The 16,054-nt window shown below is 69.2% G+C and carries 12 protein-coding genes and 1 riboswitch; of the genes, 7 read left to right on the plus strand and 5 right to left on the minus strand.

What is annotated here, in order from left to right; all coding sequences use genetic code 11:
• Positions 1-508 precede the first annotated feature (508 nt).
• On the plus strand, positions 509-1,294 hold the full coding sequence (gene nagB / locus ACIQD7_RS27370) for a glucosamine-6-phosphate deaminase (RefSeq protein WP_121829616.1): 786 nt from the start codon (positions 509-511) through the stop codon (positions 1,292-1,294).
• 94 nt (positions 1,295-1,388) lie between these two features.
• On the opposite strand, the gene ACIQD7_RS27375 is transcribed toward nagB, so the two are convergent.
• The 4 genes from ACIQD7_RS27375 to ACIQD7_RS27390 form a co-directional block, all read right to left on the minus strand.
• Positions 1,389-2,912: a glycoside hydrolase family 3 protein gene (locus ACIQD7_RS27375; protein WP_402445023.1), complete on the minus strand. Its 1,524-nt coding sequence runs from the start codon at positions 2,910-2,912 to the stop codon at positions 1,389-1,391.
• Positions 2,913-2,920: 8 nt separating this feature from the next.
• The gene (locus tag ACIQD7_RS27380; RefSeq protein WP_402445025.1) at positions 2,921-3,787 is read right to left on the minus strand and encodes a carbohydrate ABC transporter permease; all 867 of its coding nucleotides are present in this window, start codon (positions 3,785-3,787) and stop codon (positions 2,921-2,923) included.
• Positions 3,784-4,806, minus strand: a complete 1,023-nt coding sequence (locus tag ACIQD7_RS27385; RefSeq protein WP_402445027.1) for a carbohydrate ABC transporter permease — start codon at positions 4,804-4,806, stop codon at positions 3,784-3,786. The genes ACIQD7_RS27380 and ACIQD7_RS27385 overlap by 4 nt, the downstream gene beginning before the upstream one ends.
• A gap of 137 nt (positions 4,807-4,943) precedes the next feature.
• Positions 4,944-6,239: an extracellular solute-binding protein gene (locus ACIQD7_RS27390; protein ID WP_402445029.1), complete on the minus strand. Its 1,296-nt coding sequence runs from the start codon at positions 6,237-6,239 to the stop codon at positions 4,944-4,946.
• Positions 6,240-6,732: 493 nt separating this feature from the next.
• Between ACIQD7_RS27390 and ACIQD7_RS27395 the strand changes: the two genes are divergently transcribed.
• The 6 genes from ACIQD7_RS27395 (at position 6,733) to ACIQD7_RS27420 (ending at position 13,900) form a co-directional block, all read left to right on the plus strand.
• Positions 6,733-7,497, plus strand: coding sequence for a GntR family transcriptional regulator (locus tag ACIQD7_RS27395; RefSeq protein ID WP_053649500.1), 765 nt, complete (start codon positions 6,733-6,735; stop codon positions 7,495-7,497).
• Between the two features lie 221 nt (positions 7,498-7,718).
• Positions 7,719-7,973, plus strand: coding sequence for a DUF3311 domain-containing protein (locus ACIQD7_RS27400; RefSeq protein ID WP_121829620.1), 255 nt, complete (start codon positions 7,719-7,721; stop codon positions 7,971-7,973).
• A complete protein-coding gene (gene mctP / locus ACIQD7_RS27405) occupies positions 7,970-9,595 on the plus strand; it encodes a monocarboxylate uptake permease MctP (protein ID WP_121829621.1) in 1,626 nt (541 codons plus the stop codon). The genes ACIQD7_RS27400 and mctP overlap by 4 nt, the downstream gene beginning before the upstream one ends.
• A gap of 79 nt (positions 9,596-9,674) precedes the next feature.
• The gene (locus ACIQD7_RS27410) at positions 9,675-10,184 is read left to right on the plus strand and encodes a GNAT family N-acetyltransferase (RefSeq protein ID WP_161373840.1); all 510 of its coding nucleotides are present in this window, start codon (positions 9,675-9,677) and stop codon (positions 10,182-10,184) included.
• Positions 10,185-10,233: 49 nt separating this feature from the next.
• A riboswitch (cobalamin riboswitch) is annotated at positions 10,234-10,374 on the plus strand.
• Between the two features lie 131 nt (positions 10,375-10,505).
• On the plus strand, positions 10,506-12,881 hold the full coding sequence (locus tag ACIQD7_RS27415) for a ribonucleoside-diphosphate reductase subunit alpha (protein WP_402445032.1): 2,376 nt from the start codon (positions 10,506-10,508) through the stop codon (positions 12,879-12,881).
• Entirely contained in the window at positions 12,881-13,900 is a 1,020-nt protein-coding gene (locus ACIQD7_RS27420) for a ribonucleotide-diphosphate reductase subunit beta (protein ID WP_383413594.1), read from the plus strand. Before ACIQD7_RS27415 ends, ACIQD7_RS27420 begins: the two co-directional genes overlap by 1 nt.
• Positions 13,901-13,966: 66 nt before the next feature.
• Here ACIQD7_RS27420 and ACIQD7_RS27425 read toward each other — a convergent pair whose 3' ends face one another.
• Complete coding sequence (locus ACIQD7_RS27425; protein ID WP_402445033.1) at positions 13,967-16,054, minus strand: hypothetical protein; 2,088 nt, start codon at positions 16,052-16,054, stop codon at positions 13,967-13,969.

The raw sequence follows: 16,054 nt of genomic DNA on the forward strand, positions 1-16,054 counted from the left end.
GGATGGACAGACAAGAATGGTCTAGTCCACAATGAACGCAACAGAGCCTCCATCCTCCCCGCACAGGAGGGTGGAACGAGGTACCCGACGCTCTCTGCCCTGACTGCGTCGAGACCTCCCACACGGCCGAGGGACCGCACACCCCCGGCCGAGCAACTCCGGGCTGCGGTGCCGGGCGGGCTGAGGGTCCCGCCGGGCGCCGCGGCCCGCGGGTGTTTCAGGGGCCGTCACGGAGACCCGGAGGCCCTTACCCGGGCGTGCGCCCCCGCCTCCCCCACCTCCCCCACCCCCGCCTCCGTCGCTTTCCTCGGCCGGGCGCGCCCGGATTCGGACCCCCGGGGCCGGGGGTCGAGTGGCTGAGGGGGCCGGTGCGGCAGACGATGGGAGCGGGGCCGTCCGGGGGGCGGAACGGCATGGGAGGGAGGCCGCTCCTCTGCTAGATTTGACCTTAGATTGGTCTATACCACCGGACCCCTTCCCAGCCCCTCACCAGATCGGCAGGCACAGCGTGGAAGTTGTCATCGTCAAGGACGCCAAGGCCGGCGGCGAGCTGATCGCGGACGGCATCGCCGACCTCCTGCGCCGCAAGCCCGACGCGCTGCTCGGCGTGGCCACCGGTTCGACTCCGCTGCCCATCTACGACGCCCTGACCGCCCAGGTGAGGGCGGGCTCGGTGGACGCCTCGCGGGCCCGGATCGCGCAGCTGGACGAGTACGTCGGCCTTCCCGCCGGGCACCCGGAGTCGTACCGCTCCACCGTGCTCCGGCAGGTCGTCGAGCCGCTGGGGCTCTCCCCGGAGGCCTTCATGGGGCCCGACGGCTCCGCCGAGGACGTCCAGGCGGCCTGTGAGGAGTACGACCGGGCCCTGCGCGAGGCCGGCGGCGTGGACCTCCAGATCCTCGGCATCGGCACCGACGGGCACATCGGCTTCAACGAGCCGTGCTCCTCGCTCGCCTCCCGGACCCGGATCAAGACGCTCACCGAGCAGACCCGGGTGGACAACGCGCGCTTCTTCGACGACGACATCGAGCAGGTGCCGCACCACGTCATCACCCAGGGCATCGGCACCATCCTGGAGGCCCGCCACTTGGTGCTGCTCGCCACCGGCGAGGGCAAGGCCGAGGCCGTGGCGCAGACCGTCGAGGGCCCGGTGGCCGCGCTCGTGCCGGCCTCCGCGCTCCAGCTGCACCCGCACGCCACGGTCGTCGTGGACGAGGCCGCCGCCTCCAAGCTGAAGCTCGCGGACTACTTCCGCCACACCTTCGCCGCCAAGCCGGCCTGGCAGGGCATCTGAGCCGCCCGGAACCCCCGGCGGCGACGACGCGAAGGGGCCCGGCACCTGGAGACAGGTGCCGGGCCCCTTCGTACGGGACGGGTGCGGGCGACCGTCAGGCGCCGGTCCCGACGACGGCCTCGGCGGCCGCGCGGCCGCAGACCCGGGCCGCGCCGTGCGTGGCGATGTGCAGGGCCCCGCGGGGCTCCGCCTCGTTGAGGCCCATCTCGACCACGACGGTGTCGGGGCGGGCCGCGAGGAGGCCGTCGAGGGCCCGGATCATCCACGGGTGCCGGTGGAGGTCGCGTACGACCGCCACCACGCGCCGCTCCCCCGCGGCGGCGAGGACGGACTCGGCGGAGGACTCGTCGTACGAGCCGGTCTCCGTGCCGGGCAGCAGGCGCTCCAGCTCCGCGGCGATCCCCCAGGGGGTCTCGTCACCGACCGCGAAGTTCGCGACCGGGGTGAAGGAGGCCACGTACGGGGCGCCGGTGACCGGCGTGTACGGGCGCTCCCCGCGGGTCACCTTCAGGGCCCGGCGGGCGGCGACGAGTCCGATGTCGGCGCCGGGCGCGGTCCCCTCCTGCACTGCCGCGCCCGGCACCGATCCAGCCCCCCTGACCCGCTGCGCCTGGGTCCAGGCCGCCAGGGCGCGCACGCGCGCCGCGGCGTCGGCCAGCCGCTCCTCGGGCAGTTCACCGGTCCGTACCGCGGTGACGAGCGCGTCGCGCAGTCGCAGCACGGTGTCCTCGTCGCACAGCCCGCCACCGACGCAGATGGCGTCGGCGCCCGCGGCGATGGCGAGGACGGATCCGCGCTCGATGCCGTACGTCGCCGAGACGGCCTGCATCTCCATGCCGTCGGTGACGATCAGCCCCTCGAAGCCCAGCTCCTGGCGCAGCAGACCGGTGAGGATCTGCGGGCTCAGGGTGGCCGGACGGTGCGGGTCGAGCGCGGACAGAAGGATATGCGCGCTCATGACCGCTTTGGTACCCGCGGCGACGGCCGCGCGGAAAGGTACCAGCTCACGGGCGTGCAGTGTGGCGAGGTCCACATCGATCCGGGGCAGCGCGTCGTGGGAGTCCACGTTCGTGTCGCCGTGTCCGGGGAAGTGCTTCGTGCAGGCCGCGACCCCGACGCCCTGGAGGCCGTCGACGTACGCCACGGTGTGCCGGGCGACCAGGTCCGGGTCGGGTCCGAAGGACCGGACGCCGATGACCGGGTTCTCGGCGTTGGAGTTGACGTCCGCGGAGGGGGCCCAGTTGAGGTCCACCCCGCACTGCGCGAGCCGGCGGCCGAGCTCGCGGGCCACGGCCCGGGTGAGCTCGACGTCGTCGACGCTGCCGAGGGCGTAGTTGCCGGGGAAGGACGAGCCCTGCTTGACCTCCAGGCGGGTGACGTCGCCGCCCTCCTCGTCGATGGCGACGAGGACGTCGTCCCGCTCGGCCCTCAGCTGCGCGGTGAGCGCGGTGAGCTGCTCGGGGGTGACGATGTTCCGTCCGAAGAGGCCGACCGACGACAGGCCCTCGCCGATGCGGCGGAGCAGCCAGTCGGGGGCGGTGGTGCCGACGAAGCCGGGCTGGAGGACCGTGAGCGCGTCGCGGGTCAGGGTGTCCGGAGCGTGGAGCAGTGTCGTCATGGGAGCCGTTATCCCTTCACCGCGCCGGCGGTCATTCCGCCGACGGCCTTGCGCTGGAGGAAGAGGAAGACGACGAGCACGGGCAGGGCGAAGAGCGTGGAGGCGGCCATGGTGGCGCCCCAGTCGCTGCCGAACGCCGTCTGGAACTGCGTCAGCCAGAGCGTCAGGGTCGACGACTCCTTGTCCTTGTTCAGCATGAGGATCATGGCGAACTCGTTCCAGGCCGTGATGAAGCCGAAGAGCGAGGTCGACATCAGGCCGGGGGCGAGCAGCGGGAAGATCACCTTGCGGAACGCCTGGCCCCGGGTGCAGCCGTCGATCTGCGCGGCCTCCTCCAGCTCGACCGGGACGGCGGCGATGAAGCCGCGCAGGGTCCAGATCGTGAAGGGGAGGACCATCACGAAGTAGATGAGCGTGAGCATCGGAATGCTGTTCAGCAGGTCGTTCTCGCGGGAGATCATGTACATCGCGATGACCATGACCTCCCAGGGGGCCATCTGCGCCATCATCACGATGAGGACGATGCCCTTGCGCCCCTTGAACCTCAGGCGGGCGATCGCGAAGCTCGCGGCCAGGGCCACGAGGAGGGCGAGCAGCACGGCGCCGACGGTGACCGTGAGGCTGTTGCGGACGTACGTCCAGAACAGGTCGACGCCGGTCGCCGTCGTGTAGTTCTCCAGCGTCGGCGTGAAGACGAAGACGGGGTCCTTCGTCAGGATCTCGTGCTGCGGCTTCAGCGAGGACGAGAACATCCAGTAGACGGGGAAGACGAACACCACGGCGATGACGAGGGCGCTGAGGTTCTTGGCGATCGCGCCGACCGTGAGCGGCTTCCTGGTGCGCAGCTTCTGCGGAGTCTGGGTGGTGGCGCTCACAGCTCCTCCTCCTGCTTCAGGATCAGGCGGAAGTAGAAGGACATGACCGCGACGAGCATCACGATCGTCAGGATGGAGATGGCGGCGGCGACACCGTAGTGGAACTGGCCGACGCCCTCGATGTAGGCGTAGACCGGGAGGGTCTCGGAGCCGCGGTCGGGGCCGCCGGCGTTCATGGCGTAGACCTGGGCGAACGCCTTGAAGATCCAGATGATCTCCAGGAACGTGGTGATCATGAAGAAGGACTTCAGGTTCGGGAAGACCACGGCCCAGAAGGTCCGCCAGCCGCTGGCGCCGTCCATCTTGGCGGCCTCGTACAGCTCGGACCCGACGGTGGTCAAGCCGGCGTACATGTTGAGGGCGACGAAGGGGACCGAGCCCCAGACGAGCAGGAGCAGGATGATGACGAGGGTGGAGAAGCCGGTCTCCAGCCAGTTGTGCTGCTCGTAGCCGGAGAAGCCCAGCGTACGCATCACCCAGTTCGCGACGCCGAACTGCTCGTCGAAGAGCCAGCGGAAGACGGTGACGGAGGCGACGATCGGCATGGCCCAGGCGAACATCAGGGCCAGCGAGAGGACCAGGCGCATCTTCTTGCCGAGGCGGTTGAGCAGCAGGCCTATGCCGGTGCCGATCACCATGATCAGGGCGACGTTGACGCCCGTGAAGACGACGCTTCGGACGGCGACGGACCAGAAGTGCGAGTCACCGAGGAGATCGGTGTAGTTGTCGAAGCCGATCCAGACCGTCTCGCGGGTGATGAATTCCTTCCGGTTGAGCTGCTGGAAGGAGAGCATCACGTTGCGGATCAGCGGATAGAGCAGCAGCACCGCCATGGACAGCAGGGCAGGCGCGACGAGCAGGTAAGGCAGCAGCCCACCGGGCAGGGAGCGTCTGCCGCGTGGAGGCTGAAGGACTTCCTTCGGGCCCGAAGGAGGGGGCGGAGTCTGAGACTTCCTTGCCGCCCTTCCGGGCGCGTCCTGAGGACCGGCGGTCGCCGTCCCCTGGGAGTCCACGGTCATGGTCTTATTCCTCGCGGTTCTGGGGCTCCCGCGCCCACCGGGGCACGGCCCGGGGGAACGGGCCGCTGATCACTGCACCACTGAGAAGCACCGGTGGTGCGGCCGGCGTGCCACCGGCCGCACCACCGGGCTATGGATCACTGCTGGTTGATGCGCTCGTTGATGATCTTGTCGGCGGCCTCGCCGGCCGCCTTGGCGTCCTCGCCCTTCAGGACCTTGGTCATGAAGTCCTTGATCGGGTTCGGGGCGGTCTCGACGTTCGCCCAGCCCGGGGTCACCGGGGTGACCTTGCCGGAGGCGGACGAGAGGGCCATGGCCTCGGCGAAGGAGCCCGCGGCCGGCTTGAACTGCGCGGCGTCGGAGTTGGGAAGCAGCGCGCCCTCGGTGGCGGCGGCGTACTTCGTCATGAACTCCTTGCCGGCGGCGAGGGCCAGCCACTCCTTCGCGAGGTCCTTGTTCTTGGAGCGCTCGGCGATGGCGAGGTTCGAGCCGCCGAGGAAGACGGAGCCCGGCTTGTCGGCCGTCTTGCCCGGGATCGGGAAGTAGCCGAAGTCGGCCGTCTTGCCGGCCTTCTTCATGGCGTCGATCGCGCCGCCGGCCTCCCAGCCGAGACCGATCCAGGACGACACGCCGCCCTTGGGAACGACGTCGGTGGACTGCTGCGGGGTCGCCTCGTCCTTGTCCTTCGGAGCGGTGGAGAAGGACGCCAGCTCCTTGTAGAAGTTGACGGCGTTGACGGCCTCGGGGGAGGACAGGTTGCCCTTCCACTTGTCGCCGTCCTTGACCGCCAGGTCGCTGCCCTCGTCCCAGATGAGACCGGCGAGGACGTACCAGGACTGGCCGGGCAGGTAGATCGCCTGCGACTTCGGGTCGGAAGCCTTGAGCTTCTTCAGACCGTCGATCCACTCGGCGCGGGTCTTCGGCGGGGTGACGCCGGCCTTCTTGAAGGCGGCCTTGTCGTAGACGACGACGCGGTTGGCGGCGTACCACGGGGCGGAGTAGAGCTTGCCGTCCAGCTCGTTGGAGGCGACCATGCCCTTGTTCCAGGCGTCGTAGCCGAGCTTGTCCTTGTCGCCGGACAGGTCGGCGAGGCCGCCGGTGACGGCGTAGCCCGCGGTCTGGGTGTTGCCGAGTTCCAGGACGTCCGGCGGGGTGTCCTCGGAGAGGGCGGTGGTGACCTTCTCCTGGATGCCGTTCCAGATCTGCTTCTCGACCTTGACCTTGACGCCCGGGTGCTTGGCCTCGAAGGCCTTGTTCAGCTCGGCCATCCAGGCGTCCGGAGCGGAACCGTCCATCACCCAGACGGTCAGGGTCTTGTCGCCCCCGGCCGTGCCCTTGTCGCCGTCCTTGGCCTTGTCGCTGTCGGAACCACATGCAGCGATGGAGACCATCATGCCCGCGACGCCGATCGCCGCGATGAGCTTGCGCTTCACGCCACCCTCCTCAGGGATGCCTGCAACCCCCCTGCCCACCGCGCGAAGACATACGTCGGGTAATGCTCGTGGGGCTGGGACCTGGTCTTTAATGGTTTAGACCAGTACTCGGAGCTTGGCCTAGACCTTTTTGGGTGTCAAGGGTGCGCAAGACGGGTAAGGGCGTCCGTTATCGGACCGACACCTGGTCTACGTCCGGCCACGACCGCAGGATTCACGCCAGTCGCCACCCTTCCGGAGACACCGCACGCACCCCCGGCGGAGCGGAGGGGCCCTCCTGTTCCGCCGGGGGAAGCCTCTCACCTCTCGCCGGAATGGCCTAGACCAACGGGGGATATCACGGTGTATAAGAAGCAGGGGACGACTCCTCCTCGCCGAACCGGCACATATCGGCAGGAGAAACCGTGGAGGCACATGAAGCGTGCCACCATGTGAGCCGCGACAGACGGAGGAGCCGGTGACGGCAACAGCACAGGAGTCGGGAAGGCAGGCCATGGCCACGGACGCGGGCAGCACGGAGACAGAGAGCGGGACGCCCACCCGTACCGCGCGCGTGCCCAAGTACTACCGGCTGAAGCGGCACCTGCTCGACATGACCGAGACGCTGCCGCCCGGCACGCCGGTCCCGCCGGAGCGGACGCTCGCCGCCGAGTTCGACACCTCCCGCACCACCGTGCGCCAGGCCCTCCAGGAGCTGGTCGTCGAGGGGCGCCTGGAGCGCATCCAGGGCAAGGGCACCTTCGTCGCCAAGCCCAAGGTCTCCCAGGCGCTGCAACTCACCTCGTACACCGAGGACATGCGCGCCCAGGGCCTGGAGCCCACCTCCCAGCTCCTCGACATCGGGTACGTCACCGCCGACGACACCCTCGCCGGGCTGCTCGACATCTCGGCCGGCGGCCGGGTGCTCCGCATCGAGCGCCTGCGGCTCGCCAGCGGGGAGCCGATGGCGATCGAGACCACCCACCTGTCGGCGAAGCGCTTCCCGGCCCTGCGCCGCTCGCTCGTGAAGTACACCTCGCTCTACACCGCGCTCGCCGAGGTCTACGACGTGCACCTCGCCGAGGCCGAGGAGACCATCGAGACCTCCCTCGCCACCCCGCGCGAGGCCGGGCTGCTCGGCACGGACGTGGGCCTGCCGATGCTGATGCTCTCCCGCCACTCGCTGGACGCGCAGGGCGAGCCGGTGGAGTGGGTGCGGTCCGTCTACCGCGGCGACCGGTACAAGTTCGTGGCCCGCCTCAAGCGCCCCAACGGCTGAGCCGCCGCGAGGGCTCCCGGACGACGGCCGCACCCCCGAGGGGTGCGGCCGTCCCGCGTTTCCGGGAATGTCGTATTCCCTTCCCGCGGCACCGCGGGCGACCAAAGAGGGCCGGTTCTGACAAATCGCATCCGTTATGCGGACAGGGGTTCCATGAAGCGGACGCGTCCCCTAGATTTCCCCAGCATTACCGAGGTGATCAGCGAGGGGACGGAATCGCCATGTCAGAAGTGGCACAAGGGAAACAACCGACCATCACCCCCCTGCGGGTGGTGATCGCGCTCTGTCTCGTCGCCCCGTTCGTGGCGATGCTCTGGGTGAGCTCCTACGCGAAGACCGAACCCCTCTTCGCCGGCATCCCCTTCTTCTACTGGTACCAGATGCTCTGGGTGCTGGTCTCCACCGCGCTCACCATGGTCGCGTACAAGCTGTGGCAGCGGGACCAGCGGTCCCGCAAGGGGGGTGACGCGCGATGAAGGACGGCGTGAACGGCGTGGCGCTCGGCGTCTTCGTCTTCTTCTTCCTGGCCGTGACGGTCATGGGCTTCCTGGCCTCGCGCTGGCGCAAGGCCGAGAACGAGCACAGCCTCGACGAGTGGGGTCTGGGCGGCCGGTCCTTCGGCACCTGGGTGACCTGGTTCCTGCTCGGCGGCGACCTCTACACCGCGTACACCTTCGTCGCCGTCCCGGCGGCCATCTACGCGGCGGGCGCGGCCGGCTTCTTCGCCGTCCCCTACACGATCCTCGTCTACCCGCTGATCTTCACCTTCCTGCCCCGCCTGTGGTCGGTCTCGCACAAGCACGGGTACGTGACCACCTCCGACTTCGTCCGGGGCCGCTTCGGCTCCAAGGGCCTGTCGCTCGCGGTGGCGGTCACCGGCATCCTCGCCACCATGCCGTACATCGCGCTCCAGCTGGTCGGCATCCAGGCCGTCCTGGACGTGATGGGCGTCGGCGGCGGCGAGACCACCCACTGGTTCATCAAGGACCTGCCGCTGCTCATCGCCTTCGGCGTCCTCGCGGCCTACACGTACTCCTCCGGCCTGCGCGCCCCCGCGCTCATCGCCTTCGTCAAGGACACCCTGATCTACATCGTCATCGCGGTGGCGATCATCTACATCCCGATCAAGCTGGGCGGCTTCGACGAGATCTTCGCCAGGGCGAGCGAGGCGTACGCGCAGACCAACCCGGCGACCGACAAGCCGCGCGGCGCGCTCGTGCCCGGCGAGGCCGGCCAGTGGACGTACGCGACCCTGGCCCTCGGCTCGGCGCTCGCGCTCTTCATGTACCCGCACTCCATCACGGCGACGCTGTCGTCCCGGAGCCGCGAGGTCATCCGCCGCAACACCACGATCCTGCCGCTGTACTCCCTGATGCTGGGCCTGCTCGCGCTGCTGGGCTTCATGGCGATCGCCGCCGGGATCCAGGTGAAGAACGGCCAGCTCGCCATCCCGCAGCTCTTCGAGACCATGTTCCCGGACTGGTTCGCGGGCGTCGCGTTCGCCGCGATCGGCATCGGCGCGCTCGTCCCGGCCGCGATCATGTCGATCGCCGCCGCCAACCTCTTCACCAGGAACATTTACAAGGACTTCATCAAGAAGGACGCGACCCCGGCGCAGGAGACCAAGGTCTCCAAGATCGTCTCGCTCCTGGTGAAGGTCGGCGCCCTGGCCTTCGTCCTCACCATGGACAAGACGGTCGCGATCAACTTCCAGCTGCTCGGCGGCATCTGGATCCTGCAGACCTTCCCGGCGCTGGTCGGCGGCCTGTTCACCCGCTGGTTCCACCGCTGGGCGCTGCTCGCCGGCTGGGCCGTCGGCATGGTCTACGGCACGGCCGCCGCGTACGGCGTCGCCAGCCCGACCCAGAAGCACTTCGGCGGCTCCTCCGCCGAGATCCCGGGCATCGGCGAGATCGGCTACATCGGCCTCACCGCCTTCGTGCTCAACGTCCTGGTCACCGTCGTCCTCACCTTCGTCCTCAAGGCCGTCAAGGCCCCCGAGGGCATCGACGAGACCTCCCCGTCGGACTACACGGCCGACGCCGGCGACCCGGGCGTGAAGACCGAGATGGAGAAGGTCACCGTCCCCACGCACTGACCCACCGGCGCCAAGGGCCCGGGACCTCCGCCAGGAGGCCCCGGGCCCCGTCGCGTTCCCGGCGGGCACACTTTCCCCCATGGACTTCACGATCAGGGCGGTACGGCCCGAGGAGTACGAGGTGCTCGGCGAGCTGACCGGGCGCACCTATCTGGACGACGGGCTGCTGGCGCACGGGGCGGACGACTCCTACCTGGCGGTGCTGCGGGACACGGCGCGGCGGGCCCGCGAGAGCGAGGTCCTCGTCGCGGAGGACACCGGGGACGCGGCGGGGCGGATCGTCGGCGGGGTGACCTTCGCCCCCGGCGGCACCCCATGGGCCGACATCGCCGTGGCCGGGGAGGCCGAGTTCCGGATGCTCGCGGTCGCCCGGGAGGCCCGCGGCCGGGGCGTCGGGGAGGCACTCGTACGGGCCTGTGTCGACCGCGCGAGGGCCCTTCCGGGGTGTGCCAGGATCGTGCTCTCCACGGGCGCCGAGATGGTCGCGGCGCACCGGATCTACGAGCGCATGGGCTTCGTCCGCACCCCGCACCGGGACTGGGAGCCGATCCCCGATCACTCTCTGCGCACCTACTCCCTGGACTTCTGAACTCGCGTCACGTCCCAGGGGCGACACAACATGTGGGGGGTTCCGCGAGCGGCGCCCCCCACATGTATGCTCGTCCTCGCTGTCGACGCAGGGGAATCCGGCGCGAATCCGGAACTGTCCCGCAACGGTGTACTTCGTGCGGTTTCGTCCGGGGTGAGTCCGAACACCTGCCGACAGTGCGCCCGGTCCTTCCGTTCCGGGTGTCACAGACGTCCGGGCCTCGCGGAGTGGGCCGGTGGACGCGGTGCGTCGTGCGTGGACGCCCGCCCGTCCGCCCTTTCCCCCGCCGAGGCCCCGAGCCGAGCGAGGGAGAGCCCCCACGTGACCATCGCGCCCGCCGATCCGGCTTCGGCCGAGGCTTCCGCGGTCGAGAGCGACGGCCCCGGGACCGTACTGCTGCGGACCCTGACCGACCTCACCGCCGATCTCCCCGACACCGACCCCGGCCGGGTCGCCGCCGCCGCGCTCCGCGGCCGCAGCGCCGCCGCGGACGAGGCGGAGCTGCGCGAGCTGGCCACCGAGGCGGCCGCCGGCCTGATCGCCGAGGACCCGGCGTACTCCCGGCTCGCCGCCCGGCTCCTCACCATCACCATCGCGGACGAGGCCGCCTCCCAGGGCTCGGTGAACTTCTCCTCCTCGGTCGCCGTCGGCCACCGCGAGGGCCTGATCGCCGACCGCACCGCCGAGTTCGTCGCGCTGCACGCCGACCGCCTCGACGCCACGATCGACCGGGCCGGCGACGACCGCTTCGGCTACTTCGGCCTGCGCACCCTCTACTCGCGCTACCTGCTGCGCCACCCGATCACCCGCAAGGTGATCGAGACCCCGCAGCACTTCATGCTGCGCGTCGCCTGCGGCCTGGCCGAGGACGAGAGCGTCCGCGCGCTCGACGAGGTGGCCGCGCTGTACGGCCTGATGAGCCGCCTGGACTACCTGCCGTCCTCCCCCACGCTCTTCAACTCCGGCACCCGCCACCCGCAGATGTCCTCCTGCTACCTCCTGGACTCCCCGCAGGACGAGCTGGACTCCATCTACGACCGCTACCACCAGGTCGCGCGCCTCTCGAAGCACGCGGGCGGCATCGGCCTCTCGTACTCCCGCATCCGCGCCCGCGGTTCGCTGATCCGCGGCACCAACGGGCACTCCAACGGCATCGTGCCGTTCCTGAAGACCCTCGACGCCTCCGTCGCCGCCGTGAACCAGGGCGGCCGCCGCAAGGGCGCCGCCGCCGTCTACCTGGAGACCTGGCACGCGGACATCGAGGAGTTCCTGGAGCTCCGCGACAACACGGGCGAGGACCAGCGCCGCACGCACAACCTGAACCTGGCGCACTGGATCCCGGACGAGTTCATGCGCCGCGTGAACGCCGACGCCGAGTGGTCGCTGTTCTCCCCCTCGGACGTGCCCGAGCTGGTCGACCTGTGGGGCGAGGAGTTCGACGCCGCCTACCGCAAGGCCGAGGCGGCCGGCCTGGCCCGCAAGACGATGCCGGCCCGCGACCTGTACGGCCGGATGATGCGGACCCTGGCCCAGACCGGCAACGGCTGGATGACCTTCAAGGACGCCTCGAACCGGACGGCCAACCAGACCGCCGAGCCCGGCCACACCGTCCACTCCTCGAACCTCTGCACGGAGATCCTGGAGGTCACCGACGACGGCGAGACCGCGGTCTGCAACCTGGGCTCGGTCAACCTCGGCGCGTTCGTGGTCGGTTCGGACATCGACTGGGAGCGCCTGGACGCGACCGTCCGCACGGCCGTCACCTTCCTCGACCGGGTCGTCGACATCAACTTCTACCCGACCGAGCAGGCGGGCCGCTCCAACTCCCGCTGGCGTCCGGTCGGCCTGGGCGCCATGGGCCTCCAGGACGTCTTCTTCCAGCTGAAGCTGCCCTTCGACTCCCCCGAGGCGCGGGCGCTCTCCACCCGGATCGCCGAGCGGATCATGCTCGCCGCGTACGAGGCCTCCGCCGACCTCGCCGAGCGCAACGGCCCGCTCCCGGCCTGGGAGAAGACCCGCGCGGCCCGCGGCGTGCTGCACCCCGACCACTACGACGTCGAGCTGAACTGGCCGGAGCGCTGGTCCGCGCTGCGCGAGCGGATCGCCGCCGTCGGCATGCGCAACAGCCTCCTCCTCGCCATCGCGCCGACCGCGACGATCGCCTCGATCGCCGGCGTGTACGAGTGCATCGAGCCGCAGGTCTCCAACCTGTTCAAGCGCGAGACGCTGTCGGGCGAGTTCCTCCAGGTCAACTCGTACCTGGTGGACGAGCTGAAGAAGCTCGGCGTGTGGGACGCGCAGACCCGCGAGGCGCTGCGCGACTCCAACGGCTCGGTGCAGGGCTTCACCTGGGTCCCGGCCGAGGTGCGCGACCTGTACCGCACGGCCTGGGAGATCCCGCAGCGCGGCCTGATCGACATGGCCGCCGCCCGCACCCCGTTCCTGGACCAGTCGCAGTCGCTGAACCTGTTCCTGGAGACGCCCACCATCGGCAAGCTGTCGTCGATGTACGCGTACGCCTGGAAGCAGGGCCTGAAGACGACGTACTACCTGCGCTCCCGCCCGGCGACCCGGATCGCCCGCGCCGCCCAGGCGTCGACTGCGGCCGCCGCGCCCATCCCCGTCCAGCAGGTCGCCGACCCCGACGCGGTCGCCTGCTCCCTGGAAAACCCCGAGTCCTGCGAGGCCTGCCAGTAATGTCCACCCCGAACACCGAGAAGAACCTGCTCGACCCGGGCTTCGAACTCACCCTCCGTCCCATGCGCTACCCGGACTTCTACGAGCGCTACCGGGACGCGATCAAGAACACCTGGACCGTCGAGGAGGTCGACCTCCACTCGGACGTCGCCGACCTCGCCAAGCTGACCCCGGCCGAGCAGCACATGATCGGCCGTCTGGTCGCGTTCTTCGCGACGGGCGACTCGATCGTCTCGAACAACCTGGTCCTGACGCTCTACAAGCACATCAACTCCCCCGAGGCGCGGCTCTACCTGAGCCGGCAGCTCTTCGAGGAGGCCGTGCACGTCCAGTTCTACCTGACGCTGCTCGACACCTACCTGCCCGACCCGGACGACCGCGCCGCCGCGTTCGACGCGGTCGAGGAGATCCCCTCCATCCGCGAGAAGGCGCAGTTCTGCTTCAAGTGGATGGACTCGGTCGAGAAGATCGAGCGCCTGGAGACGGCCGCCGACCGCCGCCGCTTCCTGCTGAACCTGATCTGCTTCGCGGCGTGCATCGAGGGCCTGTTCTTCTACGGCGCCTTCGCCTACGTGTACTGGTTCCGGTCCCGGGGCCTGCTGCACGGCCTGGCGACCGGCACCAACTGGGTCTTCCGCGACGAGACGATGCACATGAACTTCGCCTTCGAGGTCGTGGACACCGTCCGCAAGGAGGAGCCGGAGCTCTTCGACGACGCGCTCCAGCAGCAGGTCACGGACATGCTGAAGGAGGCCGTCGAGGCGGAGCTGCAGTTCGGCCGCGACCTGTGCGGCGACGGCCTGCCGGGCATGAACACCGAGTCGATGCGCGAGTACCTCCAGTGCGTCGCCGACCAGCGCCTCCAGCGCCTCGGCTTCGCCCCGGTCTACGGCTCGGAGAACCCGTTCTCCTTCATGGAGCTCCAGGGCGTCCAGGAACTGACCAACTTCTTCGAGCGCCGCCCGTCCGCCTACCAGGTGGCGGTCGAGGGCTCGGTGGACCTGGACGAGGACTTCTAGGTCCGGAGGCTCGTCCGGGTAATCGAAGGCGGGGCCGCTCCCGAGCGGGCCCGCCTTCGGCGTGTTTCAGGGGAAGGACGTACTCAGGAGGGAGATCACCGCGGCGGCGATGTCGTTCGTCATGGCCGTCAATCGCTCCAGATCCGCCCCGGCCCGCTCCCCCTCCGACACCAGTGCGTCGCCCGTGACCTCAAGCAGCCACTGAATGCAGTGATCTTCCGTGATCGCGAATCGATTCTCGACGCCGGCCAGGAAGATGAGGACAAGCCCCGCGCAGTGGGTAAGGTCTGACTCCGCCGTGAAGTACCAGGACCAGTGCGGAATTTTTTCCCGAACGGCGAGCAGGAACCCGGTCACCTCCGGTATGTTCCACAGCTCGTTTTCGTCCATGCCGTAGGAGTCGAAGCGGAGGTCGACCGTCCGCGCGTTCGCAAGCGGGTCCTCACGAAGTCGCTCGATGAACGAATTCAGCCTCGCCACATCGCCGTTGACGACGTCCTCCCGCTCGACGCGGAACACGTGGATCTCGCGAGGATGTCTCGGTGCGGCTTCGGGCGGTCGTGGAGACTCCTCGGGCTCGTGTCCGGTTTCCCGGTACACTTCTCGCTCCGCGAACTCCGGGATTCCGGTCGTATGTGCCGCGACTGCGGCGATCAGTGCCCGGTTCTCCTCGGCACCCAGGAAACGGAGGGGAAACCGGCTCGCGAGATCGACCTCTCCGTCCCTCAGTACCGCCCCCTGCACCAGGGCGTACACCGCCTTCTCGACGACGATGCGGCGAGCGACATGTGAGGAGATCAGCCCCCAGCCCAAGTCCTCTCCGGTCCAGAAGAGCGGGGCGGACATCACGGCGGAGAACTCTCCGAACAGTACCTGGAAGGGGTCCCAGCCGTCGAAGAGAACATTCGTCAGAAACGGCATGGACCACCGCAGCGGGTGCTGGGACCTGAAGACGTTCATCGACTCGACGGCCCAGATCAGGTAGTCGAACGAAGAGAATTCGAGAGCGGCGACACCGCTTGTTTCCGAGGTGAAGAACTCCGTGGTGAGCCGGGGATGCTGAAACGATCTGGCCGTCATGTGTCCGACGCGGAGACCCGACAGCCGGCAGACCTCCCTTCTGTACTCCTCGTAGGTCTCCGCCGTGGGAAACTCCTCGATCAAGCCCAGTTCGGAGACGGCTCTGACGGCGGACAGAAAACGCAGGGGCGGATAGATCGCCGCCCAGGGAGACCCTACCGGCGGACAGAGCGGAGGAATCGGTGGGTTGACAGAGATGTCGATGCAACAGGCGAGGGTCGGCAACGCCATCCCGAATCTGTCCGCCGTCTCGCCGAAGCCGCGCAGATGTGGCCCCCACTCCTCCAGAGCCAGCCGGATAGGGGCGCCGTACCCCGGGGGAAGAGTCGTCAGGACGTCATCGACGAGGTAGCGGAATTCACTCGGCATGGGCCGGTACCTGCTCCCCGCCTCGAACCTCCACTCGGGCCATCCGGAGACGACGATGCCCGCCAACTCGTTCAGGACGGCTCCCGCTTCCAAGAGGTTCCTGGCCGTGAGCTCCACGCCGTCCCGTACCGCCGGACGCGCACGCAGCGCTCTCTGGTACACCTCGGCTACAGCCCCGCGGGGCCAGGGCCGCACGCCTCCGGTGTGCTGGGCGTACACGCTGTCCGCCTCGACGAACGCTTCGGCAATCGCTTCCGCGGAGCCGCTGAACCGGCGGCCCCCCTCCTCTCCGTCCGTGAGGTGGAATCGCGCCGTGCGCAGACGCGCGTACGTGTCGGCGAGGTCGGCGACCTGCTCCGGCATCGGGACATCCGCCTGCCGTGGGGAGAAGACCGACCGCCGGGTGCGAATCCCGCGACGGACGTAGGCGAGGGCGGCCGGGTCCGTGACCTTCTCCCGCAGACCGAAGAGCAGCAGTGTCTCTTCCGCCCGATGCAGGGACATCAAGAGGGCACCGAAGGTCGATCCGGAGAACTGGAACCAGTGGGCACGTTCGTGCTGGATCGACGTGACCCCCTCGCTGACCGGATTCTCCCTGTCGTAGGAGGGGCGCCGCTGCATCAATGTGGCCGGGTCGAAGGCGTACGATCCGCTACGGGAGTTGAAGACGCTGCACGAGAAGTGATCCGTGTCAGGAAAGTCCAC

This window comes from Streptomyces sp. NPDC093071 (assembly GCF_044754545.1).
Classification (GTDB): Bacteria; Actinomycetota; Actinomycetes; order Streptomycetales; family Streptomycetaceae; genus Streptomyces.

Excerpts from the sequence above, each read along its gene's own strand:
- ACIQD7_RS27375 (WP_402445023.1), bottom strand. The coding sequence starts at position 2,912 with ATGACGACACTGCTCCACGCTCCGGACACCCTGACCCGCGACGCGCTC.
- ACIQD7_RS27410 (WP_161373840.1), top strand. The coding sequence starts at position 9,675 with ATGGACTTCACGATCAGGGCGGTACGGCCCGAGGAGTACGAGGTGCTC.
- ACIQD7_RS27395 (WP_053649500.1), top strand. The coding sequence starts at position 6,733 with ATGGCCACGGACGCGGGCAGCACGGAGACAGAGAGCGGGACGCCCACC.
- ACIQD7_RS27385 (WP_402445027.1), bottom strand. The coding sequence starts at position 4,806 with ATGACCGTGGACTCCCAGGGGACGGCGACCGCCGGTCCTCAGGACGCG.
- ACIQD7_RS27400 (WP_121829620.1), top strand. The coding sequence starts at position 7,719 with ATGTCAGAAGTGGCACAAGGGAAACAACCGACCATCACCCCCCTGCGG.
- mctP (WP_121829621.1), top strand. The coding sequence starts at position 7,970 with ATGAAGGACGGCGTGAACGGCGTGGCGCTCGGCGTCTTCGTCTTCTTC.
- ACIQD7_RS27420 (WP_383413594.1), top strand. The coding sequence starts at position 12,881 with ATGTCCACCCCGAACACCGAGAAGAACCTGCTCGACCCGGGCTTCGAA.